The 17,672-nt window shown below is 47.2% G+C and carries 15 protein-coding genes and 2 tRNA genes; 7 read left to right on the top strand and 10 right to left on the bottom strand.

What is annotated here, in order from left to right:
• Nucleotides 1-31 precede the first annotated feature (31 nt).
• The 3 genes from uvrC to CWC22_RS07605 form a co-directional block, all read right to left on the bottom strand.
• Nucleotides 32-1,855 carry an excinuclease ABC subunit UvrC gene (uvrC, locus tag CWC22_RS07615; RefSeq protein ID WP_138537867.1) on the bottom strand — a complete coding sequence of 608 codons (1,824 nt, stop codon included), beginning with the start codon at nucleotides 1,853-1,855 and terminating at the stop codon, nucleotides 32-34.
• A gap of 38 nt (nucleotides 1,856-1,893) precedes the next feature.
• The gene (gene uvrY, locus CWC22_RS07610; RefSeq protein ID WP_010385932.1) at nucleotides 1,894-2,544 is read right to left on the bottom strand and encodes a UvrY/SirA/GacA family response regulator transcription factor; all 651 of its coding nucleotides are present in this window, start codon (nucleotides 2,542-2,544) and stop codon (nucleotides 1,894-1,896) included.
• Nucleotides 2,545-2,750: 206 nt separating this feature from the next.
• Nucleotides 2,751-3,917, bottom strand: a complete 1,167-nt coding sequence (locus CWC22_RS07605) for a dicarboxylate/amino acid:cation symporter (protein WP_138537866.1) — start codon at nucleotides 3,915-3,917, stop codon at nucleotides 2,751-2,753.
• A 214-nt stretch (nucleotides 3,918-4,131) separates the two neighbouring features.
• On the opposite strand from CWC22_RS07605, the gene CWC22_RS07600 reads away from it, so the two are divergent.
• The 5 genes from CWC22_RS07600 (at nucleotide 4,132) to CWC22_RS07580 (ending at nucleotide 11,156) form a co-directional block, all read left to right on the top strand.
• On the top strand, nucleotides 4,132-6,441 hold the full coding sequence (locus CWC22_RS07600) for a carbohydrate binding family 9 domain-containing protein (RefSeq protein WP_138537865.1): 2,310 nt from the start codon (nucleotides 4,132-4,134) through the stop codon (nucleotides 6,439-6,441).
• 202 nt (nucleotides 6,442-6,643) lie between these two features.
• On the top strand, nucleotides 6,644-7,612 hold the full coding sequence (cysK, locus tag CWC22_RS07595; RefSeq protein WP_125563273.1) for a cysteine synthase A: 969 nt from the start codon (nucleotides 6,644-6,646) through the stop codon (nucleotides 7,610-7,612).
• A 192-nt stretch (nucleotides 7,613-7,804) separates the two neighbouring features.
• The gene (locus CWC22_RS07590; RefSeq protein WP_230090631.1) at nucleotides 7,805-8,707 is read left to right on the top strand and encodes a substrate-binding periplasmic protein; all 903 of its coding nucleotides are present in this window, start codon (nucleotides 7,805-7,807) and stop codon (nucleotides 8,705-8,707) included.
• Nucleotides 8,708-8,809: 102 nt separating this feature from the next.
• A complete protein-coding gene (locus CWC22_RS07585) occupies nucleotides 8,810-10,189 on the top strand; it encodes an MATE family efflux transporter (RefSeq protein ID WP_138537864.1) in 1,380 nt (459 codons plus the stop codon).
• Nucleotides 10,176-11,156 (top strand): AraC family transcriptional regulator, encoded by a 981-nt coding sequence (locus CWC22_RS07580; protein WP_138537863.1) that lies wholly within the window; start codon nucleotides 10,176-10,178, stop codon nucleotides 11,154-11,156. Before CWC22_RS07585 ends, CWC22_RS07580 begins: the two co-directional genes overlap by 14 nt.
• Here CWC22_RS07580 and queE read toward each other — a convergent pair.
• Nucleotides 11,153-11,818 (bottom strand): 7-carboxy-7-deazaguanine synthase QueE, encoded by a 666-nt coding sequence (queE, locus tag CWC22_RS07575; protein WP_138537862.1) that lies wholly within the window; start codon nucleotides 11,816-11,818, stop codon nucleotides 11,153-11,155. The two genes, CWC22_RS07580 and queE, sit on opposite strands and share 4 nt — an antisense overlap.
• Before the next feature lie 230 nt (nucleotides 11,819-12,048).
• Between queE and queC the strand changes: the two genes are divergently transcribed.
• Entirely contained in the window at nucleotides 12,049-12,705 is a 657-nt protein-coding gene (gene queC, locus CWC22_RS07570) for a 7-cyano-7-deazaguanine synthase QueC (protein ID WP_125563281.1), read from the top strand.
• 131 nt (nucleotides 12,706-12,836) lie between these two features.
• Complete coding sequence (locus tag CWC22_RS07565) at nucleotides 12,837-13,067, top strand: hypothetical protein (protein ID WP_125563283.1); 231 nt, start codon at nucleotides 12,837-12,839, stop codon at nucleotides 13,065-13,067.
• A 56-nt stretch (nucleotides 13,068-13,123) separates the two neighbouring features.
• On the opposite strand, the gene CWC22_RS07560 is transcribed toward CWC22_RS07565, so the two are convergent.
• The 6 genes from CWC22_RS07560 to tpiA form a co-directional block, all read right to left on the bottom strand.
• On the bottom strand, nucleotides 13,124-14,095 hold the full coding sequence (locus CWC22_RS07560) for an ATP-grasp domain-containing protein (RefSeq protein ID WP_138537861.1): 972 nt from the start codon (nucleotides 14,093-14,095) through the stop codon (nucleotides 13,124-13,126).
• A gap of 111 nt (nucleotides 14,096-14,206) precedes the next feature.
• On the bottom strand, nucleotides 14,207-16,198 hold the full coding sequence (locus CWC22_RS07555; protein WP_138537860.1) for a UvrD-helicase domain-containing protein: 1,992 nt from the start codon (nucleotides 16,196-16,198) through the stop codon (nucleotides 14,207-14,209).
• Nucleotides 16,199-16,300: 102 nt separating this feature from the next.
• Nucleotides 16,301-16,386: transfer RNA gene (locus tag CWC22_RS07550), tRNA-Leu, on the bottom strand.
• An 81-nt stretch (nucleotides 16,387-16,467) separates the two neighbouring features.
• A tRNA-Leu gene (locus CWC22_RS07545) sits at nucleotides 16,468-16,553 on the bottom strand.
• Between the two features lie 10 nt (nucleotides 16,554-16,563).
• Nucleotides 16,564-16,911, bottom strand: coding sequence for a preprotein translocase subunit SecG (secG, locus tag CWC22_RS07540; protein WP_125563290.1), 348 nt, complete (start codon nucleotides 16,909-16,911; stop codon nucleotides 16,564-16,566).
• Between the two features lie 4 nt (nucleotides 16,912-16,915).
• Nucleotides 16,916-17,659 carry a triose-phosphate isomerase gene (gene tpiA / locus CWC22_RS07535; protein ID WP_138537859.1) on the bottom strand — a complete coding sequence of 248 codons (744 nt, stop codon included), beginning with the start codon at nucleotides 17,657-17,659 and terminating at the stop codon, nucleotides 16,916-16,918.
• Between the last annotated feature and the right edge of the window lie 13 nt (nucleotides 17,660-17,672).

The raw sequence follows: 17,672 nt of genomic DNA, 5'->3' as shown, positions 1-17,672 counted from the left end.
AGACTCTTTTTTACTATGTTCGCATGAACGCTTAAGCTTTGTCATGCAAATGGTTAAATATCTTTTCAGCCAGCTGAGGGCTGATCCCGGGCACTTGTTTTAGTTGTTGTATATTGGCGGCTTTTACGCCCTGCATTCCTCCAAGGTATTTAAGTAGTGCCTGGCGTCGCTTCAGGCCAACGCCTTCTATTTCTTCCAGAACCGATTGAGTACGTTGTTTCTGACGCTTGCTTCTGTGTCCCGCAATAGCAAAACGATGAGATTCATCGCGGATATGCTGGATCAGATGCAATGCTGGTGAGTCGCTGTCCAGGTTAATGGTTTTGCGGCCGCCATCGATGAGTAAGGTTTCCAAACCGGGCTTACGACTGGTGCCCTTCGCTACGCCAATCAACATAGGCAACTTATCCAGCGTCCAGGATTCGAAGAAAGATTCTGCTCTAGAGAGCTGGCCTTTACCACCGTCAATGAAAATGATATCAGGCACTTTATCAGGATCGGTTACTTTACCGTAGCGCTTGTTCAGTGCAAACGCCATGGCCGCATAGTCATCTCCCGGTGTAATCCCGGTCACATTATAGCGACGATATTCACGATTATTAGGCCCCTGACCGTCAAATACCACACAGGATGCCACGGTGTTTTCACCCATGGTATGACTGATATCAAAACATTCCATACGATTGATATCCGACAGGCCAAGCGCGGCTTTTAATCTGGCATATCGTTTGTCGATAGAATCCTGCGCATTTTGCTTGACCATAATGCTGTTTAGGGCATTTTTATTGGCCAGTTCCAGATATTGTGCACGCTCGGCTCGTACGTTTACCCGCAATTGTACTTTACGCTCGGCAACCTGGGTGAGCGCTGCGGTCAAATCGTCCAACTCAGCAATCTCAAACGGCAATACAATGTCTTTAGCAATCCGGCCGTGACTGCCCGTGGAAACGTAATATTGGCCGACAAAACTGGTTAGAATTTCTTCACGCCGTGAGTCTTTAGGTATTTTAGGGAAAAACGTTTTGGACCCCAAAACTTTATGTTCCCGGATCATCAGCATGTGAACCGCACATAAGCCATTCAATTGGGCAAAGCCTATCACATCCATTTCGGCAAAGTTACCGGCCACAGATTGCTGCTCCTGCATTTGCCGTAGCAATGCAATTTGATCCCGATACTTAGCCGCCGATTCAAAGTTGAGTTCCGTGCTCGCCTGTTCCATTTTACCGACCAAAGTAGCAATCACCTGGTGTGACTTACCACTAAGAAACTGACGCACCATGTCAACCTGCTCAGCATAGTCATCATCACTGACTTTTGCCACGCAAGGCGCAGAACAACGCTTTAGTTGATGTTGTAAACAAGGACGACTGCGCGCCCGGTAGTAAGCATCTTCACATTGTCTGACGGGAAAAATCTTCTGCATCAGACGTAAGCTTTCGGATACTGCGGCACTGCTGGGAAAAGGGCCAAAGTACTCGCCTTTTTTCTTTCTGGAGCCACGATGAAAGGCAAGCCTAGGGTGACGATGATCGGTCAGTAAAATATATGGATAGGATTTGTCATCGCGCAGGAGAATATTGTACCTGGGCTGGTATTTTTTGATCAGGTTATTTTCCAGCAATAATGCTTCGGTCTCTGTATTCGTCAAGGTCACTTCGATATGACGAATATTACTCACAAGGACCCGGGTCTTGGCATCTGGAATATTGCTGCGAAAGTAGCTGCTGACGCGTTTTTTGAGGTTTTTAGCTTTACCGACATAAATAACCTGGTGGTCTTCGTCATACATACGATACACACCAGGTTCCGTGGTCAGCGTTCTGAGAAACGCCTGACTATCAAACACTGCCATGGTTGAGACTTGTCTCTTACTTAGAACAACTGACTCACTTAGTGAGAGCTGTCTATATCAATCATTTTATGGCGAATGGCCAGATGTGTTAGCTCAACATCGCCACTGACGTTCAGCTTCTCGAACATACGATAGCGATAGCTATTCACCGTTTTAGAGCTCAGGTTAAGCCTGTCCGCAATGTCCTGCGCTTTTTCACCTTTGGTGATCATTAGCATGATTTGAAGTTCGCGATCAGATAAAGACTGAAACGGGTTTTCATCTACCTTGCCACTAAATTGCGCCAGCGCGATTTGCTGCGCAATCTCAGGGGCGATATAACGCTGGCCCGCATTGACAGCTCGGATCGCGTTGATCATCTCATCCGGACCTGCACTTTTGGTTAAATAACCGTGCGCACCAATCTGCATGACCTTGCTGGGAAACGGATCTTCACAATGCACAGTCAGTACAATCACTTTCACGTCCGGGCAGTAACGGCAAATTTTCTTTGTTGCTTCCAGACCGCCAATACCTGGCATATTCATATCCATTAGCACGATATCAGGTTCACTTTGGCGACAGTAGCTGACCGCCTCTTCACCCGTTTTAGCCTCTCCGACCACTTTAAACCCGCGCACGTCATCCAGAATGCGCTTTATACCGGTTCTGACAAGTTCATGATCATCAACTAAAAGTACGTTAATCAACGGGTCACCCTCACACTAGCCTTGGTAATGGCAATAACTGCCAAATGTCATTTATATAATCGTCTGATAATGAATGCATTATGCACACATTATTGCACACAGACTGCACGCGATTATGCTCTGCAAGAGTAACACAGAAAATTGCAAAGCATAATCAATTCCAGTTTCTAATTAAGGTAAAAACAGCCTTTAGTATGATAGTAAGACTAAGAATTACCGTGCAATTTTAGATCCTGCTCCGAAAAACGGTCTACCCACAAAGCAATCACACCATCACCCGTTACATTACAAGCGGTACCGAAACTGTCCTGTGCCAGATACAAAGCGATCATCAGCGCAACAGCGCTTTCATCGAAGCCCAGCATGGTACTGAGTAACCCCAGGGCAGACATAACCGCCCCACCCGGCGCACCCGGTGCAGCAATCATGACGATACCCAGCATAAAGATGAAAGGCAGCATCTCAGCCAGCGAAGGCAAAGCCATCGTCGGAGACAGCAGCATCACCGCCATAGTACAGGTGACGATGGTAATTGTAGAACCAGACAGGTGGATAGTTGCACATAAAGGTACGGTAAAGTTAGCAACCTCTTCTTTCACTTTATTCGATTTGCTGGCTCGCAGGGAAACCGGGATCGTCGCTGCACTGGACATAGTACCGATTGCAGTAAAATAAGCCGGTAGCATATTTTTAATCAATTCAACGGGGTTACGCTTTAGCAGCACACCTGAAGTAATATACAGAAATGCCAACCACAGCCAGTGCATTGCCACTGCAGCAAGCAACACCACGCCAAATGTACTCAGGGTATCAGCCACCGTGCCCGCAACCGCCATCTCTGCAAACACACCAGCGATATAAAATGGCAAGGCAGGAATAATGACCTTAGCAAGTAATGCATCAATGACATCACGCCCCTGATCCACAACTTGCTTTAATTGCGTCAGATGAAGCTGACTGATCCCAATACCAAACACAAAAGCAGTCGCCAGTGCTGTCATCACGCCCATCAGAGGCGGTACTTCAAGCTTGATAAGGCTCTCAATTTCTGTTGCTTCTGTGGCCTGATAAGCCACACTGCCATCAAACAAAGGCACAACCATACTGACCAGCACCACCGCCAAAGTACCTGCAATCACAGTAGAACCGTAGGCAAAGCCAACTGTTTTACCAAGTAAATGCCCTGATGCCTTAGGCAAGCCGGCAATACCTGACGCGATATAGAACAAAATAATAAGCGGAATAGTAAAGGAAATAAGCTGACCAATAATCACTTTTACAGTGTACAGCAGTTCGACCATCAGCATTGGCAGATAAAAGCCCGCCAGGACACCGGCGAAAATACCAGCGACAAGTTTTAAAATAAGAGACATACAACACGCCTGAGTAAAAAACAGATGCGCCTTTTTACCATGGAATGACAATGCAGGTACATAGTTGTGCGATACGAGTTGACTAACTGTTCACAAAATAGAAATAAAACACCACTTAACCCCGCTAGTTTGCTATTAAACGATAAACAATTGTTCACACTGTATCTCTGTTATTTAATGCACCATCAAAGTTGTGCTATCGAACCCTCTAATAATGTTAAATAAAGTTTTAAGTTCTCTGTGCTTCGCTGTTCCCTCTTTGTGGTTCAGTGCCACCGCCTTTGCAGCGGAGCCTGCTATTCCTCATATCAACGCCAGTGTAACCATCGACGGGAAACTAGAAGAGAGCATCTGGCAACAAGCCAAAGTGATTGCCATCAATAATGTCACCTGGCCGTACGAAAATACACCCAGCCCGGTGCAAACCAGTGTACGTGTGTTCGAAAATGGCCAGTCACTGTTTCTGGCATTTGATGCCAAAGACCCAGATCCCAGTCAGATCAGAGCATTTTTCCGTGACAGGGACCGCAACTGGAACGACGATCTGGTGGGCATAAAAATAGACTCCTTCAACACAGGTCGCAGTGCTTATCAATTCTTCATTAATCCGCTGGGTGTACAGCAAGATTCGATAGAAAATGTACTCAGTGGCAGCGAGGATGATTCCTGGAATGGTATTTGGGATTCTGCCGGGCAAATCAATGAGTCTGGGTATGTGGTTGAAGTAGAGATCCCATTACGTGTGCTCAATTTTGATAACAGCCAGGACACGAAAACCATGGCCATGGAGTTCCTGCGCTTTTACCCACGTAGCGAAAGGCTACGTATTTCCAGTATGCAAATCGCCCATGAAAATCAATGCTGGGTTTGCCAAATGCCGGCATACACCGGATTTTCTGGCGCGCAGCAAAGCAGCAACCTTGCCGTGATCCCCTCTATGGTTGTCAGCCGCCAGCAAACCAGAGACATTGATGGCAGCACGATCCCGGACTGGGAAAACGACACCGACTATGAACCCGGGCTAGATGTCAAATGGGCAATCACCCCGGACACAACACTGAATGCGACGCTCAACCCGGACTTTTCTCAGGTAGAAGCCGACAATGGTCAGCTCAGTGTTAATAACAGCTTTAGCTTGTTCTTCCCGGAAAAACGGGCCTTCTTCCTCGACAATGCAGACTACTTTTCCTCACATATTAATCTGTTGCACACCCGTAATATTGCCGCGCCGGATTATGGGGCCAAACTAACCGGTAGCAAGCAAGGCCACACCTATGCCGCTTTTGTCACTAACGATGAGTTTACCAATGTCATGGTGCCGGGGAACCTGGGGTCCAGCGTCGTTTCATTGGAACAAAAAAGTGAAAATGCCGCACTGCGCTACCGCTATGATGCCGACGAGACACTCTCTGTGGGCGCACTAACCACAACCCGGCAAAGTAATGATTATAAGAATCAGCTGTTCAGTGTGGACGGTAAATACGAGCCCACTGCGAACGATACGTTCAAAGCACAGCTCTTAACGTCAAAAACAGACTATGATCCGGCTATGGTCAAAGAACTTTGTGATGACGAAACACTGGAAGACTGTGAAATAGACGAAAGCGTACTGCGCACCCAGCTAAAAGATGATAATCAAGGCCTGGGTTATATGCTGGACTATCGTCATAACCGCAAGCACTGGAAAGCCTTTGCCAGCTATCGCAACTATGATGCTGCGCTACGCGCCGACATGGGATTCCTGTCGCAAGTCGACTTCAATAAGTTTATTACCGGGTTTGAATACCGTTGGTATGGTGATGAAAACACCTGGTGGAACCGCACACGCTGGTATACTGACTGGGATATTAGCCACAATGAAAACGGTGAGTTACTGGAAAAAGAAGTCCAGAGCAATATCGCTATCAGCGGACCACTGCAAAGTATCATTGATTTTGGTTTCGACCATCGTAAGCGTACCGGATTACGCCATGACGAAACCAGCCTGACCATTGATGGCAACACGGACTTATTTACCGAAAACACGCAATGGATTTACCTGGAGAGTAAGCCCGCACCCGGCGTCTTCAGCGGACTCACCCTGCGCAGAGGTAACCGCGTTGATTTAGCCAATAATCGTATGGCGGATGAGCGTTACATACGCCCTTTACTGGACTTCTACCTTGGTCAGCACTTTGAGATCCGACTTCGTCATACGTATCAAAAGCTCACCGCTGAAGGTATGGAAGTGTTTACAGCAAACCTGAGCGACGTGCGCTTCACTTATCAGTTTAACATTAACAGTTATCTGAGGCTGGCCTTCATTAAAACGGATATTCGCCGTAATCAGGCCAACTACATTGATGATGTAGACAGTCACTATAAACGCCTGAGCACCCAATTGCTTTACGCTTATAAGCTGAACCCACAGACCGTGTTTTTTGCCGGCTATTCAGACAATGGATATCAGGATGACGATTTGAGTAAAATCAGCAAAGACAACAAGACGTTTTTTGCCAAGTTTAGCTACGCCTGGCTGCTGTGATCCAGACGCGCTGAGGCCTGATCAGACACATCAACTCTGGGCGGGCCTTAACTGCTCTTTTATTATACATATTTATTTTTTTATTCCATCAGGGCATAAGCCTTTTTAATATATCTTATAGCCATTCTTTCCTTTTGTTTTGCTCCAGCCCCAGTAAAGTGTGACTAGTATTAAATATCCTTAGCTCATTGAAGGGAAAATTATGTCGAACGTTTTTGCAGATAACAGCCTGGCAATTGGCAACACCCCGATTGTTAAACTTAACCGCGTAACAGGTGGCAATGTCTTTGCCAAAATTGAATCTCGTAACCCGAGCTTCAGCGTAAAGTGCCGTATTGGTGCCTCGATGATTTGGGAAGCCGAGAAAGCCGGTTTGCTAAGCGAAGGCAAAGAGCTGATCGAGCCAACTTCTGGTAACACAGGTATTGCATTGGCTTTCGTTGCCGCATCCCGTGGTTATAAGCTTACCCTGACCATGCCAAATACCATGAGTCTTGAGCGCCGTAAGCTACTAAAAGCGCTAGGTGCAAACCTGGTACTAACTGAAGGTGCCAAAGGTATGAAAGGCGCCATCGAGAAAGCCAATGAAATCCTGGCTGGCGACCCTGAAAAGTACGTACTGCTACAACAGTTCGAGAACCCGGCTAACCCGAAAATTCATGAAGAGACCACAGGTCCTGAAATTTTTGAAGCGATGGACGGTGCAATCGATTACTTCGTAGCCGGTGTTGGCACAGGCGGCACAATTTCTGGTGTAACTCGTTACCTGAAGAAAGAGAAAGGCCTGGCTGTTAAGTCAATTGCAGTAGAGCCTGTTGATTCAGCCGTTATTTCTCAAGCTCTGGCTGGTGAAGAGTTGAAGCCTGGTCCGCACAAAATTCAGGGTATCGGCGCTGGTTTCATTCCTGGCAACCTGGATCTTGAGCTGCTTGATGGCACAGAGCAAGTATCAAACGAAGATGCGATTGCAATGGCACATCAGCTAATGAAAGACGAAGGTATCTTAGTCGGTATTTCTTCTGGTGCTGCGGTGGTTGCTGCTAAGCGTCTTGCAGAGAAGCCTGAAAATGCAGACAAGAACATCGTCGTTATTCTACCAAGTGCAACAGAGCGTTACTTGTCGAGCCCATTATTTGCTGATGAGTTCACCGATCAGGAGTTGGTTCAGTAATCTGAATACACCACGCTCGTTAGACTAATTGTCTATAATAAGGCCAGCTAAATGCTGGCCTTATTGTCTTCTGTCCTTCCTTTTAGCGTGATAATGTCTAGACTTAATGGATAATCGATGTAGCCTAAAAGCAAACTCATCGTTTTATTTTTAAACGCTTTTATCTCAATTGTGCGCACCAGGAAATAGGTTATGAAAATACTCACCCGGCTATTGTTGCTGTTAATGTGCAGCCTCTCTGTGACTGCCTTTGCGAGCCTAAATGTCGGTTACTTTAAACAAGGCAAGTACCTGATGGTTCAGGGTGAGCAATATAAAAATGGGTACCTGTACAATAAAAGCGGTGATAAGCCGCTATTGCATCTGGTAACACTGGACTGGCCTCCCTATATTGGCGACCAGTTGTGCAACAAAGGTTGGGTGTTTCAATTTACAATCTCCTTACTGGCGGATCAGGACTACCCTGTTTATGTCGAATTCCTGCCCTGGGCCCGCGCTGTCAAAGCCGTTGAGTCCGGCCGTGCAGACATTCTCTTTCCTGAGTACTTTATCGAAGATGCCTCCCCCTCTGATAACTACCCCGGCAAAACACGCCGTGAATTACTGGCACTGTCTAATGCATACCCGGGTGGTGAAATTACCCTGCTAAAACGTCGCGGTGAGTCAGACAGCTTTGAGGGCAACCTCAATGCACTCAAAGGCGCTACCATAGGTGTGGTGCGGGGCTATCAGAACACTCCCGAGTTTGACGCCATGATGGACAACAATGAATTCATCATTGTCGAAGCCGTCGATGATCTACAACTGGTTAAGCTGCTGATAGGCAAACGTGTTGACCTGATTATTGGCGATCCCAAAGTGCTGCGCTTTACCGTAAGTTATTCAGATTTGGCTAAATCTGAAAAGGTCACCTTATTGCGGGGGCTGGAAAATGTGGAGCCAGCTTTGAGGTACAACAATCTGTATTTTGCACTCAGTAAAGCCAAGCCCAACTGGCGTGGCGTCCTTAATGACCTCAATAAAGGCCTTTATCTGTTTAAAAACAGTGGTGAGACCGATCGCATCATCGAAATGGGCAGCTCAGAGTGTTATTAACTGATAAGCCTTCGCTTACTCAATTGCGCAAGATTTGAATATTTTTCATAGAATGAGCGACATAGACTAGCCAGACATTAAATCAATGTCAGGTAATCGTGGATGTCTGTTGATCCAAATCGCTCTTCCAGTAACTCAGAGCACCTCGCGACCGAGCCGGTCGCCATCTTGTTTTTGAAACACTTTTTTCCAATATGCATCGGTATGCTGGTTATCGGCCTGTACAACCTGATAGATGGTCTGTTTATCAGCCACTTTGTGGGGGAGCAGGCGTTGGGCGCAGTTGCCATGGTATTCCCTGTTCAAATGGGGATTGCAGCGCTGGCTGCTATGCTCTCTGCCGGCATGTCAACTATGGTTACCCGTCTGCTGGGCGCCAGACAACGAGCAAAAGCCGGATTGATAATTGGCCATACCATGCAGATAGCAATGCTACTCAGCGCAATCCTCCTGGTATTAGGCTGGCTCTATCCACTTGAGATACTAAACTGGCTCAGCGTCGATCCGGTATTCAAAGCCGACGCTTTCGCTTATCTTTATCCCATTATGCTATGTAGTTTTGTTGCGATAATTTTGCCTGTACTGGGAGATATTTTTCGTGCTGAAGGACAACCGCACAAGCTCATGCTGATCATGTTAACGGCTTCCGGACTCAATATTGTGCTGGATTACGTGTTTATTGCAGTATTTGAATGGGGTGTTACCGGCGCGGCTTTGGCCACAGTGATATCACAGGCTACCGCCTTGCTATTGGCCTTATACCTGCTATCGAGACCCGGCAGGTTTACCCCCATTTATTTTGCAATTGATCATAAAGCCTGGCTCCCTATTTTGTCGACAGGGGCACCTGTGTTGATCACACACCTCTGTCTGGGCTGGCAAACGGCCATCATGAATCTTCAGCTCATGCAAACCGCAGGAGAAACCTGGGTTATCACTTATGGTATGCTAAGTCGGGTGCTGACCTTTGCTACTCTGCCCATGGTTGCCATGCTGGTCACCTTTCAAACCTTATGTGCCTTTAACCTTGCAGCACAAAAAGCAGAACGGGTGCGTAAATCAATTGAAATCGCGCTCCTTTCAATGATGCTGTATGCCACACTCGTGACAATCCAGCTTGCTTTGTTTGCCTCAAATGTCATGGCCTGGTTTACCAACCAGTCATTACTGATATATCAGGGTCAGGAAATGATACACTCCGCACTGTGGGGGCTGCCACTTGTCGCCTTGATGTTGGTTGCCAGCGGCTTTTATCAGTCTATTGGCGACCCTCGCCGAGCTAGTTTTTATAGTGCATTCAGGATCATATTTGTGTTTACGCCGTTGCTTTTTGTACTGCCACTGTGGTTTGACCTGAACGGGATCTTTATCGCGATAGTCAGCGCCGATATCATCACCGCGCTGGCGACCTGTTGCCTGTGTTGGTTTCACTACAAACAAGCAACCTCAAACAAACTGGAGATTATCAGTGCAAAAAACTGACCGGCAGGAAAAGCATCGGGACTTATATTATCAGCGCTTGAAACCTGTGGTTGCTTATATTCACAGCCACCCGGATCAGCCTGTTAGTCTGGAAAAAGCCGCGCGACTCAGCCACTTTTCTAAGTGCCATTTACAACGCATTTTTTCTGCCCTGATGGGTGAATCCCTGACCCAATACAGTAATCGGGTAAGGCTGGAGCGCGCCGCTTCTTTACTGTTCTTTCACCCCGAAAAAAGCGTAACTGACATTGCACTGGACTGCGGCTATTCAAGTAGCGCCAACTTCACGCGCTCTTTCAAAGAACACTATGGCATTACACCAATCAGCATTAGAAAAACAGAGCGCCTGAAAAAGCAACTGGCAGAGCGCCTTGAAGTTCAAAAGATGAACGTTGAATTACTGATGCGACTGCAAGCCGAAAAGATGTCTGCGAAGCAGCCTGACATATCACCCACGGCCAGCCGGATCATGAAGATTGATGCAATGGACTTATGCACCCTCAGAGCACCGCAAGGCTATCACCTTGATGGGATCTGGCAATGCTGGGAGCAACTAAATCAATGGGCCCAAGTGCATGGTCTTGACTCACACAGCATTACTAAGTTCGGATTTGGTCATGACAACCCCCTCTTTACCCCGCTGGATAAAGCCAGATATGACGGTGCGTTGGTGATCCCCTCGGGATTAAAAGACAAAGTTAAAAGCCCTTTCAGACTAAGTGCGTTAGCTGCGGGTCAGTATGCGGTTTTTCGCTACCATGACTTAGTGAGTAACCTGCTGCCTTTTCAGCTGGCCCTCTACGCAGCCTGGTTACCGAACAGCGGGTTTGAGCCGGACGATGCCCCGCTCATTGAGCATTACGACCAGCCAGTTGATAACGACCATAACAAAGACCCTGCAAAACGTATGATTGCGCTGGAGATCTGGTTAAAAGTCAAACCGCTGGCTAACACGACCCCCGATTAACTGATGCCAATATATTTATGGACCTGCACAGACAAGCGCCAGTTTTTCCGTTTACATGTATCAATGGCCAGCTTAGTCGCCTTCGCCTTTTGACTGATAGGTTGCAGGTATACCAGCTTAGGCTGAACCCCGGTCTCTTCGAACAAGGCTTCGAGCTCTTCTACGTGCTTCTCCATTGCGACCGGGTGTTTAATCTCATCCGCTCTTTGCATCGCACTTGCCAGGACTTTGTAACCGCCGCGCATATTGATTTTCGGAGATACCGTTACCCAGGTTTGCGCAGGCACCAGAATTTCAAAAGTACCGCTGGTTTCTACCTGAGTTTGATATCCCTTAGCATGAAGCTTGTCGCACAACGGGTTGAGATCATACATACAAGGCTCGCCCCCGGTGATCACTACATGTTTTGCGGTATAGCCGCGCGCTTCAAACAAAGCCAGTAGTTGCTCAGGTGTGGCATTGGCCCAAAAGTCTGAATCCGCTTTTTTCTCTACCGTTTGATCCAAGCTTACAAGATAAACGGGGTCAACCTCCCAGGTCTGCTTGGTATCACACCAGGCGCAACCTACAGGGCATCCCTGTAAGCGCACAAAAATGGAAGGCACACCAGTGTGGCTGGCTTCACCCTGGATGGTTTCAAACACTTCATTTATCTTGTACAAAACAGCTCCGAACTCACTTTACATACCGGATTCAAACCGGACACATGACGACTTAATAACGTTTACATTTTACTCTGGCAAAAACCATAACGCTGAAAAACAGGCATTATCTGACCCGTCGGATTGTCATTTTTTCAGCGGCCGTGTAGTATATCGCGCCCTGACATAAACCTCTATTAAAATCGCGAGCAATGTCAGTGAGTATTCGAGCACACAAACGAGGCAAACCTATGAGCGAAAAAGTCGTTGTTATTTATTCCGGTGGCATGGATTCATATACAGTCCTGAACAAGGCACTTAAATCAGGCTATGAGGTCTATGCACTGTCTTTTAATTATGGCCAGCGTCATGTAAAAGAGCTCGAAGTTGCACGTCAAGCCTGCGACGAACTCGGTGTGGCTCATAAAATCGTCGACATTTCCGCTATCAATCAGCTGATCGGTGGTTCATCACTAACTGATGACATTGAAGTACCTGAAGGCCATTACGAAGAAGAAAGCATGAAAAGCACTGTGGTGCCAAACCGCAACATGATCTTGCTGTCTCTGGCGGTTGGCTATGCCGTTTCGCTCAAGGCCAGTAAAGTCTTTTACGGTGCCCATTCAGGCGACCATGCAATCTATCCGGACTGTCGCCCTGAGTTTGTGAAAAAAATGGACGACGTCTGCCGCATCGCAAATTATGAAGAAATTGAAATTGTTTGCCCATACCTGAACAACAGCAAGATTGAGATCCTCACAGACGGCCTGAAAATGGGGCTCGACTACAGTAAAACCTGGACCTGCTACAATGGTCGTGAGAAGGCCTGTGGTAAGTGTGGAGCCTGTCAGGAGCGCCTGGAAGCCTTTACATTAAATCAGGCCAGTGACCCACTGTCTTACGAATAACGTCCATCATTTGCTCAGTGGGCAAAGCTACGCCCACTGGCTAAATCACATCTTGAAACAGATCCAATCAAGACCTCTGTTCGATAATTTGCTAACCTAGGACTATCAAAGTGAGAAAGGGAGTCACAGATATGTCCGGCACAACTATGGTTTTTTTAATTGTCTTAGTGGCAGTGGGTTTTGGCGTTATCCGCGATATCTTTGCTAAGCGCCTCGAAATGAAAAAGCTCGACGGAATGAGTCAAGCCGAAAAACAGGCAATGCAGGATGAAATTCAGCAACTCAAAGCCCGTGTAGCAACGCTTGAGCAGATCATCACCGATGATGGCTATCAGGTTGCTAAAGAAATCAATAAGCTATGATACCAGCCAGCAATGGCTGCTGGTATCTCACTTGGGCTCTAAGCCGTGCTGACAAGTTAAGCGCTGGTAAGGTGTGGCTTAGCCACCTGCTTTTTGGCTTCTGAGACCTTTGGCTTTTTCTTGTCGAATATCCCCAAACGAATTCGGATAAAGTGCAGTATCTCCCGCGCCACATCAACATCAACCGCAGCTTCTAAGCCTTCGAAACCTGGACTCGAATTCGCTTCGCAGATCTTAAAGTGTTCTTCATCAAACAACAGATCGATCCCCGCCATATCCAGATTAAGAATATTCGCCGTTTGCGTTGCTAGCCATTCTATCTCGGGGGTGATTGGATGCGACAGGCCTTTCGCGCCCGCACTCACATTCGCTTTGAAGTTTGCGCCGCCTGAATTTCGCTCCATACAAGCAACCACACGCCCACCAATCGTCAATACACGTAAATCCCTACCGTGACTCGACTTAATGAACTTTTGCAGAATAATGTTTGCTTTCGGGCTGGTCGCTTCAATTAACTGCATTAAGTCGTCAAACTCACTGCGCGTTTTTGACAAAAAGACCCCACTGCCCTGTGAGCCGGACAGCGTTTTTACCACCACCGGGAATCCAATTTGCTTTTCAACCAGATCAATATTAACCGGAAACTTCACCAGCATGGTTTTTGGCGTGGGTAAATTTTGCTGTGCCAGGATCTGCTGTGCAAACAATTTGTCTTTTACTGTTTCAGTTGCTTCTGAGCTGTTAAAACAATGCACGCCGAGCCGCTCAAGGTGACGAATAATCGCCAGTGCAAAATACGTTGTTCCAGCTCCCATACGAGGTAACACAAAATCGGGCAGCGATACCGGCTCGCCATCGATCAAAACACTTTGATCGTCTTCACGAGATACCAGCAAGTCAAACTGATCAGGAGAAAACACCTGCAGATCTATGTTCTCCTCCTGGGCAACTTCCAGTAGGCGTTTAATTTCGTATGTTTCTGGCTTTAAAAGGTTTGCCGAGTCTTTGTATATAATCCATCCACGCATTGGGTGCTCTGTGCTCGCTTGAAATTCAAAGCGCGGATTATGAAAAGCTATGGCCCCAAAGTACAACAAAATTTATTTGTCGTCAGGATAAAAGAATTACCAGTTAAAGGGTCAGTTCACTAGTGCCAGGGTCTGCTCGATAAACGGGCTGGGTTCGTCAGGTACCAACAAACAAACTTGCCGACGGGCACGGGTAAGCGCAACATAGAACAATCGCCGCTCCTCCGCATCTGGATACGACTCCCGCGCAGGTAATAACGCCTCTATGATCGCCGCACTTTGCTGCCTGGCGGGCACGCTGTTGCTATGCAAACCCAATAAAATGCTAAAATCAGCCTCTTTACCCTTAGCGCCGTGAAAAGTCAGCGCGGTAATACGCGCGCGAGGAAATCGCTGAGCAAGTTTGGCCAACACTTCTGCTGATGGCAAATATTTGTGATTGCGTGCCAGTAACAAGACTGAGCAAGGCTCAGCCGTCAGGCTCATAAACCCATCGATTGCTTTGCTTAGCGCATCCTCCTCCTCCGGGTACGTAATCAACACGGGGCAACTGGCCACTTGGCTCGAATTAACCCGTTTAATCAATTGACCAGGGTTTTGACATACAAATTCGCTGGCAATGTCCAGTAGCTGTTGCGGATAACGAAATGTCATATCGAGCTGTTGGATCGTTGCCTCTCCAAAGTGCTCCGAAAAGTGGGTCGTCATAGAGATATCTCCACCACTAAAACGATATATCGCCTGCCAGTCGTCCCCGACGGCAAACAAATCGCTCTTACTGTTGCGCACCAGCAGCGCTTTGAGCAACTCGGCCCGAAGCGGAGAAATATCCTGAAATTCATCAACCAGAATGTAATGCCAGGGACTGTGAAACTTGCCACTACGCACATATTCGATGGCACGCGTGATCATGTCATCAAAGTCAATACATTGCTCTTTTTGCAAATAGAGCTGATAGTCAGTAAGAACAGGCCGGAAGCAGTTCGTCCAGAGGGAAAACTCATGACTCAATGACTGCGTTTTGCCCAAAAACAAGGCCTGCTTGTAAAAGCTCAGCGCCTCCGAAAATTGCCGAATCAATTTCGTTGCCGCTCGGGAGGTCAGTTCGAGTTTTTGGCTGTTTTCAGTTGCTGAAAACTGACTTTTCAGCAACGCCTGTAAATCACGCTGATAATGGGGCTCCTGACACAAAGATGCCAGCGTTTCGGCAATAAACTGCTCTCTGGCTGCGTCACTCTGACACAACGCAGACAAGGTCGGTTTATTACCTTCGACCTGAGCGATGATCTCCAATCCAAGGCTATGAAATGTAGCGCACTCCACCGCCACTTTACTGTGAGCCAGCCGTTGCTGCATCTCAACAGCCGCTTCCTTTCCGTATGCGAGCATCAGTATTTGCTCAATCTGAGCCTGTTGCGAATGAAGCAGATAGGCTGCTTTGGCCACCATGACACTGGTTTTTCCGGTTCCTGCCCCTGCAAGTAATAGCTGACGCTCATCCTGTACCACACACGCCCGACGTTGTGCCTGAGTCAAGGGGTGCTCACACACCGTATCGAAAAAGCCCTCATAACGACGTAACTGCGCCTGAATAAAGGCTTCTCTGAATTGAGCCAGGTCTTCGTCATGCCAGCAATGCAACTCAGCTACCGTGTATTGTGCCTGTCGCAGAACCGCATCCATGTCTGGCCGACTTTGCCAGCCACTCCAGTACTTTGCCAACTCAGTGATCACAGAACGAGTTGTAGCCCAATAACGTACAGACAAATATCGATGCTGCAGTAGCCGCTCCACAGCCGCAACCGACGAAAGCAGGCGTGCTTTATGCGTGTTTAACCAGAAGGTTTCAAGCTGAGATTGTAAGTGTGGGTCGGGTTGATGTTTTACCCGAATAGCCAGCACCTGATCCTGCTCATGACACAGTAGGCGTGCGCCTAACCAATCCACCGAAATGGCAGGAGGCTGATGTTGCTGTGCCCAGGTAATCAGCTTTTCACCGTCCGCCTTAAGTACCCTTATTCCTTGTGGGCATACGTCGATTGATCTAACGCCATGGAAAACTTTGGAAATAAAATGAGCAGGAAAATGCATAAAAAGAAACACAAACTAATTTCTTTTATTGTAACCTATGTAAGTGGAATAACGCACTTAAGTAGTTTAAATTCGGGCGTTTTTGAAAGTAAGGAAGGAGTCTAGATAACCGATTGGTGCGAATGGGGGGACTTGAACCCCCACGAGCTATGCTCACCACCCCCTCAAGATGGCGTGTCTACCAATTCCACCACATTCGCAATTCGGTGTAATGCATTGTCGCTTAGTTACGACTTATCTCATATCTGATGAGAGAGCCAGTGCATCGCTGGCTCTGAGCTTGGTGCGAACGGGGGGACTTGAACCCCCACGAGCTATGCTCACCACCCCCTCAAGATGGCGTGTCTACCAATTCCACCACGTTCGCTAAGAAGTTTTTAGTTTGGGACGTCTGAGTTGTTTTGAGACTCTTCTGACGCTGGTACATCTTGACTAGCAGGCACTACTGTAGAAGCTGGTGCTTCAAGGTTTTCCCACTGATCTGCCTGTTTAATTTGGCTGGCAGTCAGACTACCCAGAACAATACTCAGGACAAAAAATACCGTCGCAAGAACTGTTGTTGTTTTGGTCATAAAGTTACCAGCACCTGATGAACCAAACACGGTTGCTGAAGCTCCAGCACCGAAAGATGACCCCATGTCGGCGCCTTTGCCTTGCTGAATTAAGATCATGCCGATCAAAGCCAGCGAGACCACCAAATAAATAACCAAAAGAATCTCGTACATTTACTTATCCCTTTGCACTTTCACAGATAGCACTAAAGCTTTCAGGTTTGAGACTCGCTCCGCCTATCAGGCCGCCGTCAATATCTGCTTGTGCGAACAATAATTCACTATTACTTTCATTAACACTGCCGCCATATAATATGCGCAGTGCATCTGCAACCTGTTCATCATAACTACGTAACAAATCGCGAATATACTTGTGCGTTGCCTGAGCTTGCTCTGGTGTGGCTGTTAAACCAGTACCGATGGCCCAAACAGGCTCGTATGCTATCACAGAATTTACCAGTGATGCTATGCCTAATTTTTCAATGACAGATTCAAGCTGTTGTTTAACAACTTCTTCTGTCTTGCCATCTGTTCTTTGTTCTTGGGTTTCACCAATACACAGAATAGGTGTCAAACCATTTTGCTGCGCTTGAGCAAATTTGTTTGCGACATCTTCATTAGATTCGCCGTAAATACTACGTCTTTCAGAGTGGCCAACTAAGGTGTAATTTGCACCAAGGGCTTTAACTAAAGAAGCTTGTATTTCACCTGTGTAGGCACCAGCATCAAATTCTGACACAGTCTGTGTGCCACATTTTAGACCTGCTGATATTGCCTCAGACAGTAACACCGCAGGAGGAAAAACTAATACCTCACACTGTTGCTCTGCGACTTGCGCACTCACCGCTGCAATTTCTTTTATCAGCTCTAGTGAGCCGTTCATTTTCCAGTTGCCTGCGACGATTGGCTTTCTCTGTCCCATGTATTACTCCGCA

Origin of the sequence: Pseudoalteromonas rubra (assembly GCF_005886805.2) — a bacterium.
GTDB classification, from domain to species: domain Bacteria; phylum Pseudomonadota; class Gammaproteobacteria; order Enterobacterales; family Alteromonadaceae; genus Pseudoalteromonas; species Pseudoalteromonas rubra_D.
Note: the sequence above shows the minus strand (reverse complement) of the source record. Positions and strands in the feature narration are given on the sequence as shown.

Coding starts and splice junctions, on each gene's coding strand:
- uvrC (WP_138537867.1), bottom strand. CDS start 1,855: ATGGCAGTGTTTGATAGTCAGGCGTTTCTCAGAACGCTGACCACGGAA.
- CWC22_RS07605 (WP_138537866.1), bottom strand. CDS start 3,917: ATGTCTCTTATTTTAAAACTTGTCGCTGGTATTTTCGCCGGTGTCCTG.
- CWC22_RS07600 (WP_138537865.1), top strand. CDS start 4,132: ATGTTAAATAAAGTTTTAAGTTCTCTGTGCTTCGCTGTTCCCTCTTTG.
- cysK (WP_125563273.1), top strand. CDS start 6,644: ATGTCGAACGTTTTTGCAGATAACAGCCTGGCAATTGGCAACACCCCG.
- CWC22_RS07590 (WP_230090631.1), top strand. CDS start 7,805: ATGAAAATACTCACCCGGCTATTGTTGCTGTTAATGTGCAGCCTCTCT.
- CWC22_RS07585 (WP_138537864.1), top strand. CDS start 8,810: ATGTCTGTTGATCCAAATCGCTCTTCCAGTAACTCAGAGCACCTCGCG.
- queC (WP_125563281.1), top strand. CDS start 12,049: ATGAGCGAAAAAGTCGTTGTTATTTATTCCGGTGGCATGGATTCATAT.
- CWC22_RS07565 (WP_125563283.1), top strand. CDS start 12,837: ATGTCCGGCACAACTATGGTTTTTTTAATTGTCTTAGTGGCAGTGGGT.
- CWC22_RS07560 (WP_138537861.1), bottom strand. CDS start 14,095: ATGCGTGGATGGATTATATACAAAGACTCGGCAAACCTTTTAAAGCCA.
- secG (WP_125563290.1), bottom strand. CDS start 16,911: ATGTACGAGATTCTTTTGGTTATTTATTTGGTGGTCTCGCTGGCTTTG.
- tpiA (WP_138537859.1), bottom strand. CDS start 17,659: ATGGGACAGAGAAAGCCAATCGTCGCAGGCAACTGGAAAATGAACGGC.